The sequence below is a fragment of the Clostridium amazonense genome (assembly GCF_056431285.1).
The window spans coordinates 214,602-235,845 of sequence record NZ_JBWKMH010000023.1 but is presented as its reverse complement, the minus strand read 5'-3'; the positions used below and the strand labels follow the sequence as shown (position 1 = coordinate 235,845).

Here is a 21,244-nt window from a genome sequence, read left to right as displayed (position 1 = left end):
TAAGTAGCCTTTTTAAAACATTAATATTCTAATTAAAATATTTAACCTTATTTCTTCCTGAATTTTTAGCGTCATATAATGCTTTATCTGCAAATTTTACTCCTTCAAAGAAACTATTTTCATCTTTATTAAAAAAGTATAAACCTATACTTACAGTAACTTTCAAACTATTCATATCTTTAGCTTCAAAAGTATGTAATTCTATAGTTTCTTGAATTGATTTTGCAATATCTTTAACTTTACAAATATCTTGTTCTAATACTATAATGATAAATTCTTCTCCACCATATCGACCTAATACACAATTATCTTCTAAATGTTTGCTTATTACGTTTGCAGTTTCAGTTAACACATAATCTCCATAACAATGTCCTAATGTATCATTTATTTTTTTAAAATGATCTACATCTATCATCATAACTGAAAAATTTATGTTATCTTTTTTTGTTGCTTTAAAGAACTCCTCACCTATTCTTAAAATTTCTCTTCTATTTAAAACTCCAGTTAGGCTATCATAACTAGCCAAATATTTACTTTCACTAAATAATAATGAATTCTTTATAGCAATTGCCGCATAAGATGAAAATATTTTAAGTATATTTAAATCTGCGATTGTATATTTATTTTCTTTCTTACTTTGAATAGTTAAAACACCAATAACTTCATTTTCTATAATCAACGGACAATATATTGCAGACTTTACTTTATCCCCCACAATATAATATTTAGGAAGCTTTTTAACATATTTTCTATATTCATTTTCAAAATTATTAATAAGTATTTCTTTTTTTGTTTTATAACAATAAACTCCTAGATTATCATCATCATCTAATAATATTTTATTAACTTTTAGTTTACACCCACTTTCAACAAATATTTCAGAAGTTAAAAATTTATCATTGTTTTGACTTAAAGCAATAGCAAAAATATCTAATTCTATTATTTTGCTTAGTTCCTTTGCTATAACTCCAAATATTTTATCTTTATTTAAAATAGATGTAATTTTTCTTCCCATATGTGAAATATTATTCATGTTACTATACAATTTTTTATATGTATTAGCTTCTTTCTTAAATGTTTTATTATAAAATCTATCAAAAATAACAATATTTGTATCGTTCATTATTTCTTTTTCATATTTACATTTATTTTCTAATGATTCAAATGCATTTTTAAAATCGCCCATATTTTTGTATAAATCACTTAAATTTGAATAAATATCTTTTAATAAAACTGTAGATTTTATTTCTTTTGCATATTTTAAAGCATTAAGCAATAGTTTTTCCGACTTACTATAATCGCACAGATTACTTTTGCATTTTCCCCACTCTATTAGTGTTTTAACAATAATAAATTTATTATTGTGATTTAAAGCTATATTATATGTATCTTCAAAACTTTTTTCAGATTCACTATACAATTCAAATTTATGCTGTATTTTACCATTTAAATATAGAAATTCAGCTTGATAAAAAAAACACTTCATTTTTTTTGATAAATTATATCCTTTTTTAAAATATTTATAAGCATCATAAATCTCATCATTCTTTAATTTAATCTCTATCATAACTGTATATAATAACAATTGTTCTTCATTTTGCAATTCATAATTATTATCTTTGTTTAAATTAAACAATCGTTCTATTAATTCTAACGACTCACAAAATTTGCCATAATCTAAATATGCTACTGCAGTATTTATAATTATTGAACTCAATATAGTGTAATCCCTCAATTTTTCTGCTATAGCAATTGCTTTCAATCCAAATTCTATAGCAAAAACAAACATTCCAAGTTTTGTATAATTAGCTATAAGTCCATTAAAAACTTTCACTATACTTTTTTCATTATTAAGTTTCAAAAATATTTCATAGGATTCTCTTTGATATTTTATTGATTTATTATATTCACCGTTATCATGGTAATACCAACTTAAATAAAGTAAGCATTCTCCAATAGAATTCTTATAATCATTTTTTCTAGCTATTAAAAATACTTTTTCCATTACATATTTCATATATTTAGGATTATATCTTAGATTATCTAATGCAAATTTAATGAAGTAATCTATATATTTTTCATCATGTTGAAATTTAATTAAATAGTCATTTACTTCATTTTCTTTTTCCAAATTATTACCACCTATTTTCTAATATAATTTTTTCTTAATATATACTTTGTATTATTTTGCATTTTATTTCAATATTCGACTTTCATAAGAAAATATACTTAATTTACACAAATGTAAATTAAGTATATTAATTCACAATAAAATTTATTATACTATCTATTTTTTTGAAATACTTCCTTCTACTTCATTCAACATATTAATTGAAACTGGTTTAGAATAAAAATAACCTTGAATATAAAACTTATCATGGTTGTACTTTTTTATAATTTCTTTTTGAGTTTTATTTTCAACCCCTTCTGCTATAATTACTTTATTATTATCCATTGCAAAATTGGAAATAAAATCAACAGCATTTTTTCTAAACTTAGATGTTTCAATTTTATCTATGAAATATTTATCTAGTTTTATTATATCAAAATCTAACTTTTCTATTATTTCTAATGTAGAATATTCAACTCCAAAATCATCAATAGCTATCATAAATCCACATTCTTTTAACTTTGACAATACTATTTTAAGTTTTTCTAAGTTTCCTATGCCCACATTTTCAGTTATTTCTAGACATATAGAATTTCGTGGAAGTTTAGAATTGTTAAATATAACTATCATATTATCAACAAATAATTCATTTTCTATTTCATTTAATGATATATTTATAGATATGTAAAATGAGTCATATTTATAATTTATTTCTTCTTTAATTAATTTATACTCAATTATAACTTTCTTTAGTATCCAATAAGATACTTCAGAAAGCATTTTACTTTCTTCTATCTCTTTTAAGAATTCATTGGGATAAATTAAGCCTTTTTTTGTATTTAGCCTTAATAATGCTTCAAATCCAACTAAAGTTTCTAATTTAGGATTTATTATAGGCTGATAATGTAACATATATTGATTTTTTTTCATTCTAATATTTATTTTATTCTTTATTCTAAAAATTTTTATTTTAGGATATATATTTTTTACATATATGAATAGTAAAAGTAATAATGTGAAACTAAACATAAATTTTATTATTTCTGGATATGAATTTGGATTAACATAAATTTTCATAAAATGTTTTCCATAAATTTTTTCTATATGATTTTCCTTTGAATTAATACTTTTCAATAAAATCTCATTAATATTAGCTATAATATCTTCATTTTTATTATTAGCTGCTATATATATAGGTCCATCATTATATTCATATATTTTATTAAATTTTTTGTATTTTTCATCATGACTGCTAGTTAAAATTAAATTTGCTTCATTATTGTTAATTAACTTTTTAGCTTCATAATCATTGCTAACTAATTCTAATTTGAAATTTATATTTAAATTTTCCAAAGATTTAATTAACCATTCAACTTCAAATACGTCTTCTACTACTACAATGTTAACCTCCTCTAAATTTTTTAGATCACTATATTTAACATCATTTTTTGAATATAATCTTTGGCTATTAAAACCTATATAATATTGAGAGTACAAAACATTATTTTTTTCTTTTTCAATATAAGGAATACCCATTAATAAATCTAATTCACCATCTTTTAATTTTTTTAGATTATTAGAAAAATTATCTACTTCAGTATCAAACTCAATATTTAATTCATTTCCTATAAATTGAGTAATTTCATTATAATAACCACTTACTTTTCCTTCTTTATTTTCTGATAAATATGGATTTAAAGCATTTGACCCAATTTTATAAACTTTCTTATCTTCAATTTCTGCATCTTTTCTTTCATATGCTAATAATTCAGTAGAAAGAATGTAAAATGTCAAAAATAATACAATAATAAATTTATCTGTTTTTTTCTTCTTTATATTTTCCATCTTTTTACCTTTCTTGATTTAAATAAACCCATATTCTAAAATAAATATAATATTTAAACTTTATTTATATTATTTTTAAGCATCTATTTAATAACTATATAATTAATTTTATAAACAAATTTAGAATACTTATACTTCTTTCATACAATATAAGTATCGAATATTTTTTATATATTCTTAAATATTTTTTTGTATTTTTTAATTAAATATTATTTTATTTAATATGCATTCATTTATAAAGGAATAGATGTTAATATATTGAAATTAAAAAAGGCTCTTGCTTTTACTATTTTAGTTCTTTTGCAATGCCCTTTTCTATAGAATTAATTTATTAAATTTATAAATCTATTATCACTTCTTACTGGATCAAAATCAACTTCTTCTCTTGCATGATTTTTTATAGATTCATCTAACTTTATAGCTTCACTAAGATATTTTATTGTATTATCTACATCTCCTCTTCTTCCATAACAAGACGCTATTCCGTAATATGACCATACATATTTCTCTACTTCTAAAGCTTTATTATAAAAAACTATTGCTTCATCTAATTTTTCATAAAGTTCATATGTAAGGGCTTTATTAAATAGTGCATAACCATACTCTGGTTGTATTTCTAAAGCTTTATCTATGTCTCTCATACCTTCTTCATAATTACCATTATAAGCCTTTGCTATTCCTCTAATATTATAACCTTTATAACTTTCAGGAAATTCATTTATTAATAAATTTGATTTTTCTATAGCTTCATCATATCTATTTTCAAAAAACAAATCATATCCTACTTTATACAATTCCTCCTCTTTTTCAAATTCAACTTTTGATATATCGTTGTTGTTTTCATCTATACTACTTTCAACTTTTATATTACTTTTATTATTATAATTTTCTTTTGAACGCTCACCACACCCTGTCAACAAAATTACAAAAGACATCATTAAAAATATTTTACTTCTCTTATTTTTCATGTTTTCTACCTTTCATCCACTTTTAAATACAAATAAAATGTGCCAATTCATCTATAGGAGAGGTTTCAACCTTGCACAACTACATTGTGATATATTATTTTCTAATTTTCAATTTATTTCAAATAATAAATTAGAACTTGAAATTTCCAACTTGTTTTCCTATATTAAATTATATCATAATGATATTATAGATAGAATTTAATTTTATTCTTAAACTTTTCTTTAAAAATGTATAACCTCTTTTATTTGTAATTATTTATAATATATATGATTAAACATAAAAAGAGATTAATTTAAAATTTATAAATTAATCTCTTTTTTTATATTTATTTTATCTTAAGCAAAACCAAGTAATGAACCTATTTGGAATACAAATACTGCTCCAAGCCATCCTATAAAGAATGTATATACTGCAGTAAATAGTGTCCATTTCCATGAGTTTGTCTCTCTTCTAATTGCACCTAATGCAACTAAACATGGAGTATATAAAAGTGACATAACCATAAATGACATTGCTGATAATGGAGTAAATATTGATTGAATCGAAGATACTAATGCTGGTCCTTCTTCTACACCTGCATATATTAATCCCATAGTTCCTATGACTGTTTCTTTTGCAAGTATTCCTGTAACTAATGAAACACCTGCTTGCCATGTTCCAAAACCTGCTGGCTTAAATATTGGTGCAACAAATGAACCTATCATTCCAAGTAGTGAGTCTTCGCTATTTGGTTCTACTCCCATTGGTAAATATGATAATGCCCATAACACTACCATTATTGGTAATATAATTTTTCCTGCTTTTTTAATAAATGCACCTGCTTTGTCCCACATTAACATAAATACATTTCTTAAAGATGGAATTTTATAACTTGGAAGTTCCATTACAAAGTAAGATGGTTCTCCCTTAAATAAAGTTTTACTAAATATTTTACCCATAATAAGTGCTACTATTAAACCTAATGCATAAAGCGAAAATAGTATTAATGCTTGATTCTTTTTAAAGAAAGCACTAATGAATAACATATAAATTGGTAATCTTGCTCCACAAGATATAAATGGATTTATAAGAATTGCAATCATTCTATCTTTCTTGTTTTCAAGTGTTCTTGTTGCCATTATTCCTGGAACATTACAACCTATACTTACAAGCATTGATACGAAAGTTTTACCATGTAAACCTAAAGATCTCATTAATTTATCCATAACATATGCCGCTCTTGCCATATATCCACTGTCTTCTAATAAGCCTATTAAGAAATACATAACCATGATTAAGGGTAAGAATGCAATTACTGCTGCAAGCCCACCAAATATAGCTTTTTCAACAAAAGTTTGAATTACCATCGGTGCTCCTACTGTAGCTAAATATCCACTAATAGATTCACCTAATCCATTTATAAATCCATCTACAGCATCCTGTATTCCTGCTCCAACAATAAAAGTTATTTGATATAAAACAAACATAATAGCTGCAAAAATAGGTAATCCTAAAAATTTATTTGTCACAACTTTATCTATTTTATCTGTAAATGTATCTTCATTCTTTTCTTTTCTCTTAACAGTATCTGATACTATTTCTGATATAACAGAGTACCTTTCATTTACTATTGCCATTTCTGGTTCAAATCCAACTTTAGATTCTATTTCTTTATAGCATCCTTCTAATTGTCTTTTTAAATTAATATTTTTATCAACTTCTAATTCTTCTTTCATATGACTATCATTTTCTAAAAGTTTTAAAGCTGCCCATTTTGAAGAAATAGATTTATTCTTAACACTCTTTTCTATAATTCTAGCAAGACTTTCTATTTCTTTATTAATGTCTTCGCCATAATTTATATTTACATTTGCCTTTTCTATATCATCACTTATACTAGCTTCTATAAGTTCTTTTATTCCTTTTTGCTTTAATGCCACTGTTGGAATAACTTTAACGCCTAATTTGCTAGAAAGTTCTTTTATTTTTATCATAATTTCTTTATTTTCAGCTTCATCCATCATATTTAATGCTATAACAACTTTAGCTCCCATTTCTATTAGCTGAAGAGTTAAATATAAATTTCTTTCTATATTAGTAGCATCAATTACGTTTATTACCACGTCTGGTTTATCATTTACAATATAATTCCTAGCTATAACTTCATCTTCTGAATATGCACCTAAACTATAAGTTCCTGGTAAATCTATAATTTTATATTCATTTCCATTATGCTTTAATATTCCTTCTTTTTTTTCTACTGTAACTCCTGGCCAATTTCCTACATGTTGTCTAGCCTTAGTCAAGATATTAAACAAACTTGTTTTTCCGCAGTTTGGATTACCTGCTAATGCAATTGTTCTCATTTTCTTCCCCCTTGAATTTGAAAGTCATTATCATCACTTTCCTATAATTATGTCTTCTTTTAAACAGCTATTAAAACATTTCTAGCTATATTATTATCTAATGCAAATCTGCTTTCCTTAATTGAAATAATTAAACTTCTACCATCATTTTTTACAATTTTAATTTTATTTCCTGATACAATACCAAGTTCTCCTAATCTTTTGTTTAACCCTTCCTTCATAGAAACTGATTTTACCTCAACTATATTTCCTTCATGAGCCAAATTCATTGGTATTAACATAACATCACCTCTTATTCTCCCCTAATTACTTTAGCCTCATTTTTTCTAAGAGTTAACTTATATCCTCTTACTAAAACTTCTAATGGATCGCCCATTGGTGCTTTACCTGTAACTTCAATTTCAACACCTGGAGTAATACCCATATCTAGTAATTTTCTTCTTACTGCACTATCTCTTTCAATATTTTTTACTTTTATCTTATCTCCAATATTTAGTTTATCTAATGTATTCATAATTTTACCTCCCATTTTATACATTGTTTATAATGACTTGTTTAATAACTTTATTCCCTTTTCTGTTATCTCCCAATCAATTTTGTCATTTAGTTTTTTAGTACTACATCCACAAGTACATTTTTCACACATAGTCCTATCACAAGTTATTTTTTTTATGTAACCCATACTTATTAATCTTGATTTTAAATCATCTATAATAGGTTCTGGAATAGATAATCCTTTAGATATTGCTTTAGTCGAAAAATTTCCTTCTTTATGGAGAAATTCTAATACCTTATATAACACATTTGCACCTCTTTTCTCCTCAATAGTTAAATTATATTTTTATTTCCATATTTAAACTACAAAATTATATTATCATATTTATTTTTTAATTGCAAGTGATTATCAATAATATTTATTTATCATTTTCAAAAGACTTCATTTATCAATCCGGAATCATTCTATATATCTTGTTAAACAATAAATTTTCTCCTATCTATAATTTATAGGCTTCCAAGCTCAAATTCAAAGTAATGTCTTTCTCAAATAATACTATTAAGCCTATAGTTTATTCTATTATCATGTTGAGAACCAATTAAAAAGTAAGATTGAATAGTGATAGTGAATAGAATAATTTTTAAAGTTACAAACTTTTATATAATAAAAAAACAGTTTAAATAAAATGTAATTTTAAACATTTATTTAAACTGCTTTATATATTTTTTATAAAATTATAAATTTATAGTTTTATCATCAATTTCAGCTTTTATATCTTTTATAAATTCATCTAGGTTTTTAGAACCTTCATCTCCATTTTTTCTACTTCTAAGAGAAATATTGTTACCTTCTTCCTCTTTTTCACCTATAACAATCATATAAGGTATTCTTTCATTTCTAGCTTCTCTAATCTTATAGCCTATCTTTTCATCTCTATTATCTATAGCTACTCTTATATTATTATCTTTTAAAGCTTTTACTATTTCTTCTGAATACTCATTAAATTTATTTGATATAGGTAATACTTTAACTTGAACTGGAGCTAACCATACTGGGAATTTTCCCGCAAAGTGTTCTATTAAAATTCCTATAAATCTTTCAATACTTCCAAGAACAACTCTGTGAATAACTATAGGTCTATGTTTTTCTCCATCACTACCTATATAGCTAAGTTCAAATCTTTGAGGAAGTTGAAAATCTAATTGAATAGTTCCACATTGCCAAGTTCTTCCTAAACTATCTTCAAGATGAAAATCTATCTTAGGTCCATAAAAAGCACCATCACCTTCATTTATTTTATACTCAATCTTTTCTTCGTTTAATGCTTCACTTAAAGAAGCCTCTGCAAGATTCCATTCTTTATCACTACCCATAGAATTTTCAGGTCTTGTTGAAAGTTCCACATTATATTTAAATCCAAACTGAGAATAAACTTTATCAATAAGTCTTATAACATCTTTAATTTCTGACTTTATTTGTTCAGGCAACATAAATATATGTGCATCATCTTGTGTAAAAGCTCTAACCCTCATAAGTCCATGAAGTGCACCTGAAAGCTCATGTCTATGAACTCTTCCAAGTTCAGCAACTCTCAATGGTAAATCTCTATATGAATGTGATTCAGATTTATAAACAAGCATTCCCCCTGGACAATTCATAGGTTTTAATGCAAATTCTTCATCATCTATTTTAGAAGTATACATATTTTCTTTATAATGATACCAATGTCCTGAAGTTTCCCAAAGTTTTTTATTAAGCATTATAGGTGTTTCTATTTCAACATAATTATTTTCCTTGTGAACTTGTCTCCAAAAATCTATTAAAGTATTTTTTAAAACAACACCATTTGGTAAGAAAAATGGAAATCCTGGGCCTTCATCCATAACTGTAAATATTTTAAGTTCTTTTCCAAGTTTTCTATGATCTCTTTTTTTAGCTTCTTCTAAATTTTTTAAATATTTTTCTAATGATTTTTTATCTTCAAATGCAGTACCATAAATTCTTTGTAGCATTTTATTTTTTTCGCTACCTCTCCAATAGGCTCCTGCCACACTTAAAAGTTTAAATGCTTTTATATATTTTGTTGAAGGTATATGCGGTCCTCTACAAAGATCAATAAAATCTCCTTGTTTATATAAAGATATATTTTGACCTTCTTCTAAATCTTCTATAAGCTCTATTTTATATGGTTCTACTTTGTTTCTCATAAGATTTAATGCTTCTTCCCTTGAAACATCAATTCTTTCAAATTTTAAATCTTCATCTATTATTTTGTTCATTTCTAATTCTATTTTTTCTAAATCTTCTTCTGAAAAAGTTTCATTTGCATCAAAATCATAATAAAATCCATTAGCTATGGAAGGTCCTATGGCTAATTTTGCATCATTATAAAGTCTTTTCACAGCTTGTGCCATAACATGAGTTGTTGAATGTCTTAAAACATCAATTGCTTCTTCATCTTCATAAGTTAAAATTTCAACTTTATCGTCATTTTTTAATAAATAACTTAAATCAACTAATATTTCATTTACTCTTCCCACTATAGCATTCTTTGCAAGCTTATTACTGATTGACTTTGCAAGATCGTATATACTCATATTTTCTTCTATTTCTTTTATTGAATTATCTTTAAGTTTTATATTAATATTTTTCATAAAATTCTCCTCCAATATACTATTTTTTTAAATTACTTTAATTTTAAAATTCACATTTCTTTGTTGATTATGAATTTTCTTTTCACAATATTATTTATTTCATTCCATATATTTTAAAACATTATATTAAAAACTAGGTTTTATTTAACTTTTTAAAATTAAATCATATAGGGTTCAAATTTTAAATAACACATTTATAAGTTGAATTTTTTTCTTTCATCAAGAAACAGGAATTATTTAAATTAGTATTTATTTAAAAATTGATTTAGAAATTTTTATGAATAACGTTTTAAATAATTACTGTTCCTTTATTAACATTATTCTCATTTGATATTTGAATAATTTCATTTTTCAGCTTGGAACCCCATATAAAATTCCAAATTTGAGTATAAAAAAAACATCCATCCCGATCTTGGGACGAATGTTACACTTCGTGGTTCCACCCAAATTGAATTTTAAATTCAATTCTTCTCATCTTAATAACGGCATCTAACCGATGGCATTTCACTAAACAGTTACTAAACCATAGCTCCAGGGTAGTTTTCTTATAGACATATTTAGAAATACTCTCAGCTAATAATATTTCCTCTCTTTAAACTGTACTCTACAATACTCTTCCTATCATAGCATATTTAATCTTAAATTTAATAAATCTTTGTGCACAAAGTTAAGTATAGATAAATCGCAATTACTCATCTATATTTTTAGTTATATTACCATAATAAAATTAATTTGTAAATATGTTACCGCATTTTTTTATAAAAATTTAGCTATTTTCTAAAATTTTTTTACATTTTTATAGTTTTCTAAGCTAAAGTTTTAATTTATACATTTATCATTTAATAATCTTAAATTTGTATTTAATTTCTAGTTTTTTATTTGAAACCAGTTGAAAATTTAAAAGTAATATATTTAAATGTCGCTAGGCAAGAATGAATTCTCGCCTACAAATGTTGGGACTTTTAATATCAAATTCTAATTTCCTTCGTAGCTAAGGTTTTAGTCTTGGCGGTAATGTATCCTTGCTAAATTTTATTAGTTTTATCTTTAAATATACTAATCAACAAGAGGGACAGACATATCATAGGCTAATTATCTTTTTATAATTAATAACCATTTTAAGAGATATATTTATCACGACAAGTAGAGTCAGTCCCTAACAGATTACAAATTGAAAATAATATGTACAAGTAACGTTTTGCAAGAATGAATTCTCGCCTACATAGATTGATACAATTTCGCCTTTTTCCCTCGTAGCTGAGGTTTTAACCTTGGCTATCTTTGATTTGAATTTAAATATTTCTAGTAAAAATTAAATTTTCATCATTACTTAATTCTACGTTTAAAACATATTCATCTTCATTAAATTTTTTTATTTCATTTAGTTTATCTATTTTATTTTGAATAATATATCTAGTCATTTTGCCTCTTGCTTTTTTAGAATACATACTTATAGATTTTAATTTTCCATTTTTATTTTCTTTAAAATCAATATTTATAACTTTAAACTTACTATTTATTTCTTTTAAGTTTAAAGCTTTACTATATTCACTAGATGCTAAATTAATTAAAATTTTATCTCCACTGCTTTTACCTATGTCATCTATTATGTACTCTGTTAGTGATTCTCTCCAATAGCCATATAAATTATCAGCTACATTACTTTTAAGTTTTGTACCCATTTCTAATCTATATTCCTTAATCTTATCTAAAGGTCTAATTATTCCATATAGTCCTGATAATATTCTCAAATTATCTTGTGAAAAATCAATATCTTCCCCTTTTAAATTATCAGCTTCTAATCCCTTATATAGTTCTCCATTAAAAGCTAGTATTCCATACATTTCTTTAACATTCTCATCATAAAACTTTTCATATCTATAATAATTTGTTTTTGCTAAATTTAAAGACATATTCATTAAAGTGGCTAATTCATCTATTGTATAATTTTTAAGTATCTCTATAATTTCCTTTGTTTTCTTATGAAAAATCAACTCAGAATTATCTATTTTTAAATCTATAAAATCCTCCCTAAAAGTTTTAGCTGGAGATATAATTGTTATCATAAAATCACCTTATTTCTAATTAAAATTTCAATTTAATTTTATCACATCTCTTTACAAATAGTAAATATTATTGGATAATAATTATTAAAGATGTGTTTTATTTTTAAGAATAAATATAAATTTTTATCAAATACTTTTATAGGTGAATTTAAAACCCTATATAATATAAATATATAAAGAAATGAGGATTTTTAAAATGGATAATTTAAATTTAACTGAAGGAATTAAAGCTCCTGACTTTTCATTAATAGGATCTGATAAAAAAGAACATAAATTAAGTGATTACTTAGGAAAGAAAGTAATATTATATTTCTATCCAAGAGACAATACACCTGGATGTACTAAAGAAGCTATAGCTTTTAAAGATTCATTTCAAGAGTTTATTGACAAGAACACAATTATTCTTGGTGTAAGTCGTGATTCACTTGCATCTCATGATAAATTTATAACTAAACATGAACTTCCTTTTATTTTACTTTCTGATGAAAATGAAGAAGTGTGTAAATTATATGATGTTCTAAAAGAAAAGAATTTATATGGTAAAAAATCTATAGGTATAGAAAGAAGTACATTTATAATTAACGAAGAAGGAATTATATCTAAAATTTATAGAAAAGTAAAAGTTGCTAATCATATCGAAACTATTAAATGTGATTTATAAAATTTAAGTTTTTAAATTAAAACCGGGGCTTTAACCCCGGTATTCTATTTTAAATTTATATATCGACTTCTTTTCTTATTTTAATTCACTCATTATTTTTGTATACACTGTATCATATTTACTTCTTTCAATTTCATTAAGTCCTGAGTTTAAAAATTCTATATAATCATCAAAATCCTGTTCAATATATAAATCAGGCTCTGTATGGACTTCTTCATTTACAGTACCATCACTATTTATTCCAAATGTATGTGAAATTTGTATGGGTATCTTGCTATTTGGAAGCATTGTTGATATTGGTGTTGTTCCTAGACCATCTCCACCAGTAGTAATTCCTACAATCTTTGCAAACTTAGTGTTTTTAACTATATCTACAAAGTGTTCTGATGCAGAATAAACACTATCATCAACTAATACATAGATATCTCCCTTGAATTTTATTGAATCTTCATGTGGCATAATAATTTCAGGTTGCTTAAATATTCTAAAATCATCTAAGTTATAACTATTTTTTGGAAGCTGAGATTTATCTATTTCTTCCTGTTTTGTCATATCATAATCTATTTTTGAAAAGAAATTTTTCTCCATAAATTCTGTATTTTTATAACAATCATATACGTATTTAGATATAATCTTATCAGTTAAAATTGAAATTAGAAAATTCCCATATCCATTGTTTCCACCACAATTACCTCTAATATCTATAACAATATTATCTATATTTTTACATTTTTGTAGCAGAAAATCTTTTATAATAAGTTCATCAGTCTCCATATATTCAGTAGCAAAACTTCTAATTTTTATATATGCTGTTTTTTCATTGCTTGTAATATTTGTATAAACATTAGCAGCTTTTAAAGAATTAAAATATTCTTCATCATACCACCTTATTACATCTTCATTTGCTAATTCATAGTTAATTTCCCCTTTAAAGCTTTTTCCATTAAATTCAAATTCAATACTGTCTATCTGATTATCTTTCTTTACATTTCTATTGTCAAAAGTATAATATAAATTTCTTTTATAATCTTTTAATAAGTAATATGTTTCTTTATTATTTTGCAAGTAATCACTAACACTTTTACCATTAAATTTTGTAATAATACTTCCTTTGGGTATATCTTTATTTTTTGACTTAATAACAATATATTTTCCCTGAACATATTTCCATTTTATATTTGGAACATATAGTGTTTTTAAATACTCTTCATTCCAATAATTAAGTTTTTCTAATGCATTTTCTTCATTCTTTTCTATTGAATTATTAGAAGCAGAGCCTATATTGCTATGATCATTTTGTAAATATATCATTACATTACTTACATTTTTTATAAATTCAGCATCATTTTTAGATTTTGAAATCTTTTTAATAAATTTTTCTTTTGAATCTAAAAAATTATAATTTAATGTTTTTTCTTTCACTTCAAAATATGGATAATTATCTTCTAAAAAATTTAATAAATATACTGCATCTTCTTTATAAGTTTTATATTGATTACATCTTTTAACTACATAAAATCCACCTACAATTACAAAGATGCAAATAAGTATTGCAAAACTTTTCTTAACTCTCCCCCTCATAAACCTCTCCCCCTCAAGTTTTTGAACAATTAACAATTAAAATTTTATTTACATTTTTAAGTAATCTTATTATTTATTTTAATTCACTCATTAGTTTTCTATATACTGTATCATATTTACTTCTTTCAATTTCATTAAGTTCTGAATTTAAAAATTTTATATAATCATCAAAATCCTGTTCAATATATAAATCAGACTCTGTATGAACTTCTTCATCTATTCTACCATCACTATTTACTCCAAGCGTAGATGCAATTTGAACAGATAATTTACTATTTGGAAGAAATGTTGATATAGGTTCTGGTCCTAAACCATCTCCACCAGTAGTAATTCCTACAATCTTTGCAGACTTAGTTTTTTTAATCATATTAGTAAAATATTCTGATGCAGAATAAACATTATCATCAACTAATACATAGATGTAACCCTTAAATTTTATTGAATCTTCATGTGGCATAATAATACGAGATTGCTTAAATATTCTATACTTTTCCAAATTATAATTATTTTCTGGAAGCTGTGATTTATCTATCTCATTTTCATTAAAAATTGTATAATCTACTTTTGAAAAATAATTTTCACATTCTTTTAGCAGAAAATTCTTTAAACTCAATTTATCATTTTCCATATATTCAGTAGAAAAACTTTTAATTTTTACATATGCTGTTTTCCCATTATTTACAATATCTGTATCAATATTAATTCCACTTGAATTTACTCCAAAATTATTAGAAAATCCTCCAGAATACCATTTTAGTAAATCATCATTTATCAATTCATAATTAATTCTTCTGTTAAACTTTTTCCTATTGTATTCAAATTCAATATTATCTCTAAAATTATCTAATTTAAAACTACCATCTTCTGAAGTATAATATAAATTTCTTTTATAATCCTTTAATAAATAATATTTATCTTTATTATTTTTTAAGTAATCACTAACGCTTTTACCGTTAAATTTTGTAATAATACTACCTTTGGGTATATCTTTATTTTTTGACTTAATAATAACATATTTTCCTTTAATATATTTCCATTTAGCATCAGGAATATATATGTTTTTTAACAGTTTTTCATTCCAATATCTAGTCTTTTCTAATGCATCTTTATCATTACTTTCTTTTAGAATATCTGAATTACAACCTATGCGGCTATGAGCATTTTGTAAAAACATCATTGTACTACTTACATTTTTTATAAATTCAGCATCATTTCTAGATTTTGAAATCTTTTTAATAAATTTTTCTTTTGAATCTAAAAAATTATAATTTAATGTTTTTTCTTTCACTTCAAAATATGGATAATTATCTTCTAAAAAATTTAATAAATATACTGCATCTTCTTTATAAGTTTTATATTGATTGTATCTTTTAACTCCATAGAATCCACCTACAATTACAAAGATGCAAATAAGTATTGCAAAACTTTTCTTAACTTTTACCCTCATTAAATACCTCCTAAGTTGTTTAAGTACTTTGTACTTAAATAACATCTACAATAATTTATTTGTATACTAAATAAAATTACCATAGTACTTTATCATAAAAAATATCATACCCTGTAATACATATAACAATGATTATATTTGATTTGAATTTATACTTAAGCATTTCAACACATTTATATGTTTTCCCTTTCTTTATCCTGACTTAATTTTTAAAATTTATATTAACTTTATAAGAATAAATAATTCTAAAGATCAACTTGGAACCCTATATTTGATTTTACTTATATAAAGTTGAAATGTTACTTTTAAATAATAACGTAGTTTTGCAAGGTTAAAACCTCGCCTACATAGATTAATACAATTTCTCTTTTTTCTTTCGTATATGAGGTTTTAACTTTGAAGGCCTTTAATTCGAATATAAGTTTTAAAAATAATTTATATATATAACGTTTTGCAAGAATGAATTCTCGCCTACAAAGGTTGGGACTTTTAATTTAATTTCTATTTCCTTCGTAGCTGAGATTTTAACCTTGGCGGTCTTTGATACGTATATAAATTTACAGTTAATATATTTAAATGACATTTTGCAAGGTTAAAACCTCGCCTACATAGATTAATACAATTTCTCTTTTTTTCTTTCGTATATGAGGTTTTAACTTTGAAGGCCTTTAATTCGAATATAAGTTTTAAAAATAATATATATAAATGACGTTTTACAAGAATGAATTCTCGTCTACAAAGGTTGGGACTTTTAATTTAATTTCTATTTCCTTCGTAGCTGAGACTTTAGTCTTTGCGGTCTTTGATACGGATATAAATTTACAGTTAATATATTTAAATGACATTTTGCAAGGTTAAAGCCTCGCCTACAGTTATGTGGATTTCTTTTTTTCTTTGTAGTTGAGATTTTAATCTTGGTAGTATTTAATTTGGATGCAAAAAAAGAACTCCTAAGAATTAATTCTTAGGAGTATTTTTTATAATTTTAAACATTAATTTCAGATTTTTCACCTAAAAGTTCTTTGTTGTTTTCTAATATAGGATTAACATATTCATTCATAAAGTCTTCTACTTGTCCTGGTGCTCTTCCTATAAAGTTTTTAGGATCTATTATTGATAATATTTCTTCTTTTGATAGAGGGAATACATTGTCATTTATGATTCTTTCAATTAAATCATTACTTTCCCCTTCTTCTTTAACTCTTCTAGCTGCATCCATAGAGTGTATTCTTATTCTTTCATGTAATTCTTGTCTATCTCCACCTCTTTTTACAGCTTCCATTAATATGTTTTCAGTAGCCATAAATGGTAATTCACTATTTACATGTGATGCTATAACCTTTGGATATACAACCATATTTTCACTTACATTTAAATATAAATTTAACACTCCATCTAATGCTAAAAATGCTTCTGATACAGCAATTCTCTTATTAGCAGAGTCATCTAAAGTTCTTTCAAACCATTGTGTTCCTGCTGTTATTGCAGGATTTAAAGAATTAACTATTATATATCTTGCAAGCGCTCCAATTCTTTCACTTCTCATAGGATTTCTCTTGTAAGCCATAGCTGAAGATCCTATTTGATTTTTTTCAAAAGGTTCTTCCATTTCTTTCATATTTTGAAGTATTCTTAAGTCATTACTAAACTTATATGCACTTTGTGCAATTTCTGATAATGTATTTAATATTATAGAATCTACTTTTCTTGAATATGTTTGACCTGTCACAGGGAAAGATTTTTTAAAGCCCATTTTTTCACAAACCATTTTATCAAGTTCTTTAACTTTTGATTCATCATTGTTAAATAACGCCATAAAACTTGCTTGTGTTCCTGTTGTACCTTTAACACCTCTAAATTTCATACTATCTATTACGAAATCTAAATTTTCAAGATCCATAACAAGCTCATTCATCCAAAGTGTAGCTCTTTTTCCTACTGTTGTAAGTTGAGCTGGTTGTAAATGCGTAAATCCTAATGTAGGCATATCTTTATAGTTTAAAGCAAATCTTCCTAAATTATTTATAACATTTATAACTTTTTTTCTTATTAATAATAAAGCTTCTCTCATTACTATAAGGTCTGTATTATCACCTACATAACAACTTGTTGCACCTAAATGAATTATACCCTTTGCACTTGGTGCAGCAAGTCCATAAGCATATACATGACTCATTACATCATGTCTTATTTCTTTTTCTTTCTTTTCTGCTGCTTCAAAATCTATATTATCTATATTTGCTCTAAGTTCTTCAACTTGCTCTTTTGTTATATTTATTCCTAATTCATTTTCAGCTTCAGCAAGTGCAACCCAAAGTTTTCTCCAAGTTCTAAATTTCATATCATCTGAAAATATGTAAGACATCTCTTTTGATGAATATCTCTTATTAAATGGTGAGTTATATAAATTTCTCATATCTTCCTCCGTAAATTAACTAGTTTTTATTGTTTATATTTCATATTATAACATATGTTTATCAAAAAAGTAATACCAATTTTCGTGTTTTTAGTTTTTTATTGAATTTTTAAATCACTTATTTTATATTGTTCTAAATTCTATATTTTATTTATAATATAGGGTTCCAATCTGGAATTTTAAATAATAGCTTTCTCAAATGATATTATTAAGCTTACAGTTTATTTCTATTTTTATATTTGGAACCAAGCAAAAGTTAAGAGTTAAAAGTGAAAAGTTATGGTAGATATTACTCATTTCATTCCTAATATTTAAAATAAAAATACATAAAAACTATGTTTTTATATTGTTTTCAACTAATTTGCTCTGCAAATTTAATAAAAAATCATTCTTTAAAATTGGAAGTCTAATTTTTACATTCATTTTCAATTTTCAAATTTCCATTTTCAATTAAATTAATTAGAATTCTCAACTGAAACATGAATAACTTAAAGTTTAAACTTAAATTCCTATATAGGGTTCCAATTTCAAATTCAAAACAACAAATTATCAATTGAAAAACTTTTTTTATTTCATCAAGAAACAGAAATTATTTAAATTAGTATTTCTTTAAAAATTGATTTAGAAAATCTTATTAATTTATGTTTTATTTATACTTCAAATAAAATTAATATAATATTTATCCATAAAAGTTAATTTTGAAAAGTAAATTCCCCATTATAATATTCTTACTAATCATAGTTTTAATATTTAATTTTATAAAGTTCTAATAATATCTAATATATCATATATTTTCTATAAGATATATAAAAAAAATATATGGGGGGTAAAACATATGTATCATCTAAATTTATTGGACAAAATCTCTTTGATTCTTGTTATAATAGGTGGAATTAACTGGGGACTACTAGGAATACTTAATTTTAACTTAATAACTACTATTTTTTCAGTTTTCCCTGAAACAACAGGAATGATTTTATCTAGATTTGTTTACATTATAGTTGGACTAGCTGCTGCTAATTTAATAAAGCTTATAGTTACTTGTATAGGTGGAAAAAATTCTTTTTCTAAAGAACTATAAAATAAAAAATAAGTCTAATGATAAATTAGACTTATTTTTTATCACTTCATATTATCTACTAAATTGCTTATCCATAACTTTGATTTAAATCTTTTATAACCAAAAACTACTTTAACAAACTCTTGAATATATACTAACGCCACTACTATATATATAGGAAGCTTTAATACCATAGAACCAATTATTGCTAACGGAACTCCAATTATCCATATACCACTCATTTCAATAATAAATGAACGTTTTATATCTCCACCACTTCTTAAAATTCCAACTATTATAACACTTGTAAGCATTCTAAATGGAGTTATAAATGCAAATATTTTAAGTATAACTTTAGCATCATGTATTATATTTGGTGACACTTTATACATAGAAACTATAATATTTGAACTTATAAAAAGTAATGCTCCAGTTATACATCCTATAATGAATGTTATTTTTATAAATTTCATACCATATATTTGTGCTTTTTCTTCATTTCCGCGACCTATTTCATTTCCAAGCATTACAGAACAAGCATTAGCTAAACCAAAACCAGCTACTATAAATATATTTTGTACAGTGTTGGCTATTTGATACGTTGCAACTGCATCTGTGCTTATGTATGCATATATTACAGCATATATAGTCATTCCAATTGACCATAATATTTCATTTACAACTACTGGTGAAATTGTTTTTATGACAGTTTTGAAAAATTCTTTACTAAAAGATAAAAATTCTGATACTTTTCCAGCTATTGCATTTTTCCTTTTATAAGTGATTATTATTACAAGTGCCATTTCTACAATTCTAGCAATTAATGTAGCTATTGCTGCACCTTCTATTCCTAACTTTGGAAAACCTCCAATTCCAAATATTAAAAAAGCATTCAATACCGTATTACAAGCAAGTGCTATAGCACTTGTTATCATTGGCAGCTTAGCTTCACCAATCCCTCTACAAGAAAATGAAAAAGCATAACTTATTGCAGTAATAATATAACTAAAACCTACTATTCTAAGATAATTTCCACCAAGTTCTATAACTTTTAGATCATTAGTAAAAAATTTCATTACAAAATTCGGAGTAAAGGACGCAAATATATTAAATATAAGACCTGAAGCACAACCTAAAACTAAACATATACCCAAAACTTTTCTTACGTTTTCCTTATCTTTTTTACCCCAAAATTGAGCTGTAAATATAGAACATCCACTATTTACACCAAATATAACTAATGAAAATATAAAATAGAATTGATTAGCAAGTCCTACTGCGGCAATCTCATTTGCGCCCAATCTTCCTATCATAATAGTGTCTACCATATTTAAAGATGATGATATTAAGTTTTGTATCATTACAGGTATTGCAATTGTAATCATTTTTTTATAAAACTTTGTGTCATATTTTAAATTATTCTCCATTTAAGTCCCCCTTTAAATAAACAATTTTCAAATTTTTAATTTTTTTTAGTTTTTTAATTCACTATATTGAATATTATCATATATTTTTTTTCACTACTATATAATAGTTTACACAAAACTGAACATCTTTTTATGTAACTATAAAAACTTAGTATTTTCAATACTTA

15 protein-coding genes and 1 other annotated feature are annotated in these 21,244 nt (G+C 24.5%); of the genes, 2 read left to right on the top strand and 13 right to left on the bottom strand.

Features of this window, described 5'->3' with window-relative positions:
* Window positions 1-28: 28 nt before the first annotated feature.
* The 9 genes from AC07E4_RS09245 to AC07E4_RS09205 all read right to left on the bottom strand — a co-directional run bounded on the left by AC07E4_RS09245 (window position 29) and on the right by AC07E4_RS09205 (window position 12,485).
* Complete coding sequence (locus tag AC07E4_RS09245) at window positions 29-2,131, bottom strand: GGDEF domain-containing protein (RefSeq protein WP_040327321.1); 2,103 nt, start codon at window positions 2,129-2,131, stop codon at window positions 29-31.
* A 156-nt stretch (window positions 2,132-2,287) separates the two neighbouring features.
* Window positions 2,288-3,955 carry an EAL domain-containing protein gene (locus AC07E4_RS09240; RefSeq protein ID WP_040327320.1) on the bottom strand — a complete coding sequence of 556 codons (1,668 nt, stop codon included), beginning with the start codon at window positions 3,953-3,955 and terminating at the stop codon, window positions 2,288-2,290.
* A gap of 323 nt (window positions 3,956-4,278) precedes the next feature.
* Window positions 4,279-4,923: a tetratricopeptide repeat protein gene (locus AC07E4_RS09235; protein ID WP_478216207.1), complete on the bottom strand. Its 645-nt coding sequence runs from the start codon at window positions 4,921-4,923 to the stop codon at window positions 4,279-4,281.
* A gap of 336 nt (window positions 4,924-5,259) precedes the next feature.
* Complete coding sequence (gene feoB, locus AC07E4_RS09230; RefSeq protein ID WP_040327318.1) at window positions 5,260-7,269, bottom strand: ferrous iron transport protein B; 2,010 nt, start codon at window positions 7,267-7,269, stop codon at window positions 5,260-5,262.
* Between the two features lie 59 nt (window positions 7,270-7,328).
* Window positions 7,329-7,550, bottom strand: coding sequence for a FeoA family protein (locus AC07E4_RS09225; RefSeq protein WP_040327317.1), 222 nt, complete (start codon window positions 7,548-7,550; stop codon window positions 7,329-7,331).
* 11 nt (window positions 7,551-7,561) lie between these two features.
* Window positions 7,562-7,783 (bottom strand): FeoA family protein, encoded by a 222-nt coding sequence (locus AC07E4_RS09220; RefSeq protein ID WP_478216206.1) that lies wholly within the window; start codon window positions 7,781-7,783, stop codon window positions 7,562-7,564.
* A 27-nt stretch (window positions 7,784-7,810) separates the two neighbouring features.
* A complete protein-coding gene (locus tag AC07E4_RS09215; protein WP_040327315.1) occupies window positions 7,811-8,071 on the bottom strand; it encodes a FeoC-like transcriptional regulator in 261 nt (86 codons plus the stop codon).
* 428 nt (window positions 8,072-8,499) lie between these two features.
* Complete coding sequence (thrS, locus tag AC07E4_RS09210; RefSeq protein WP_040327314.1) at window positions 8,500-10,419, bottom strand: threonine--tRNA ligase; 1,920 nt, start codon at window positions 10,417-10,419, stop codon at window positions 8,500-8,502.
* Between the two features lie 410 nt (window positions 10,420-10,829).
* Window positions 10,830-11,053: a binding site (T-box leader), on the bottom strand.
* 658 nt (window positions 11,054-11,711) lie between these two features.
* Window positions 11,712-12,485: a YaaA family protein gene (locus AC07E4_RS09205; protein ID WP_478216205.1), complete on the bottom strand. Its 774-nt coding sequence runs from the start codon at window positions 12,483-12,485 to the stop codon at window positions 11,712-11,714.
* A gap of 196 nt (window positions 12,486-12,681) precedes the next feature.
* Between AC07E4_RS09205 and AC07E4_RS09200 the strand changes: the two genes are divergently transcribed.
* On the top strand, window positions 12,682-13,146 hold the full coding sequence (locus tag AC07E4_RS09200) for a peroxiredoxin (RefSeq protein WP_430828778.1): 465 nt from the start codon (window positions 12,682-12,684) through the stop codon (window positions 13,144-13,146).
* A 75-nt stretch (window positions 13,147-13,221) separates the two neighbouring features.
* Here AC07E4_RS09200 and AC07E4_RS09195 read toward each other — a convergent pair whose 3' ends face one another.
* From AC07E4_RS09195 to purB, 3 genes are all read right to left on the bottom strand, one after another.
* On the bottom strand, window positions 13,222-14,727 hold the full coding sequence (locus tag AC07E4_RS09195; RefSeq protein WP_478216204.1) for a S41 family peptidase: 1,506 nt from the start codon (window positions 14,725-14,727) through the stop codon (window positions 13,222-13,224).
* 73 nt (window positions 14,728-14,800) lie between these two features.
* Complete coding sequence (locus AC07E4_RS09190) at window positions 14,801-16,174, bottom strand: S41 family peptidase (protein WP_478216203.1); 1,374 nt, start codon at window positions 16,172-16,174, stop codon at window positions 14,801-14,803.
* Window positions 16,175-17,159: 985 nt separating this feature from the next.
* A complete protein-coding gene (gene purB / locus AC07E4_RS09185) occupies window positions 17,160-18,590 on the bottom strand; it encodes an adenylosuccinate lyase (protein ID WP_478216202.1) in 1,431 nt (476 codons plus the stop codon).
* 835 nt (window positions 18,591-19,425) lie between these two features.
* On the opposite strand from purB, the gene AC07E4_RS09180 reads away from it, so the two are divergent.
* A complete protein-coding gene (locus AC07E4_RS09180) occupies window positions 19,426-19,671 on the top strand; it encodes a DUF378 domain-containing protein (RefSeq protein WP_040327310.1) in 246 nt (81 codons plus the stop codon).
* A 41-nt stretch (window positions 19,672-19,712) separates the two neighbouring features.
* On the opposite strand, the gene AC07E4_RS09175 is transcribed toward AC07E4_RS09180, so the two are convergent.
* Window positions 19,713-21,077: an MATE family efflux transporter gene (locus tag AC07E4_RS09175; protein ID WP_040327309.1), complete on the bottom strand. Its 1,365-nt coding sequence runs from the start codon at window positions 21,075-21,077 to the stop codon at window positions 19,713-19,715.
* Window positions 21,078-21,244 lie beyond the last annotated feature (167 nt).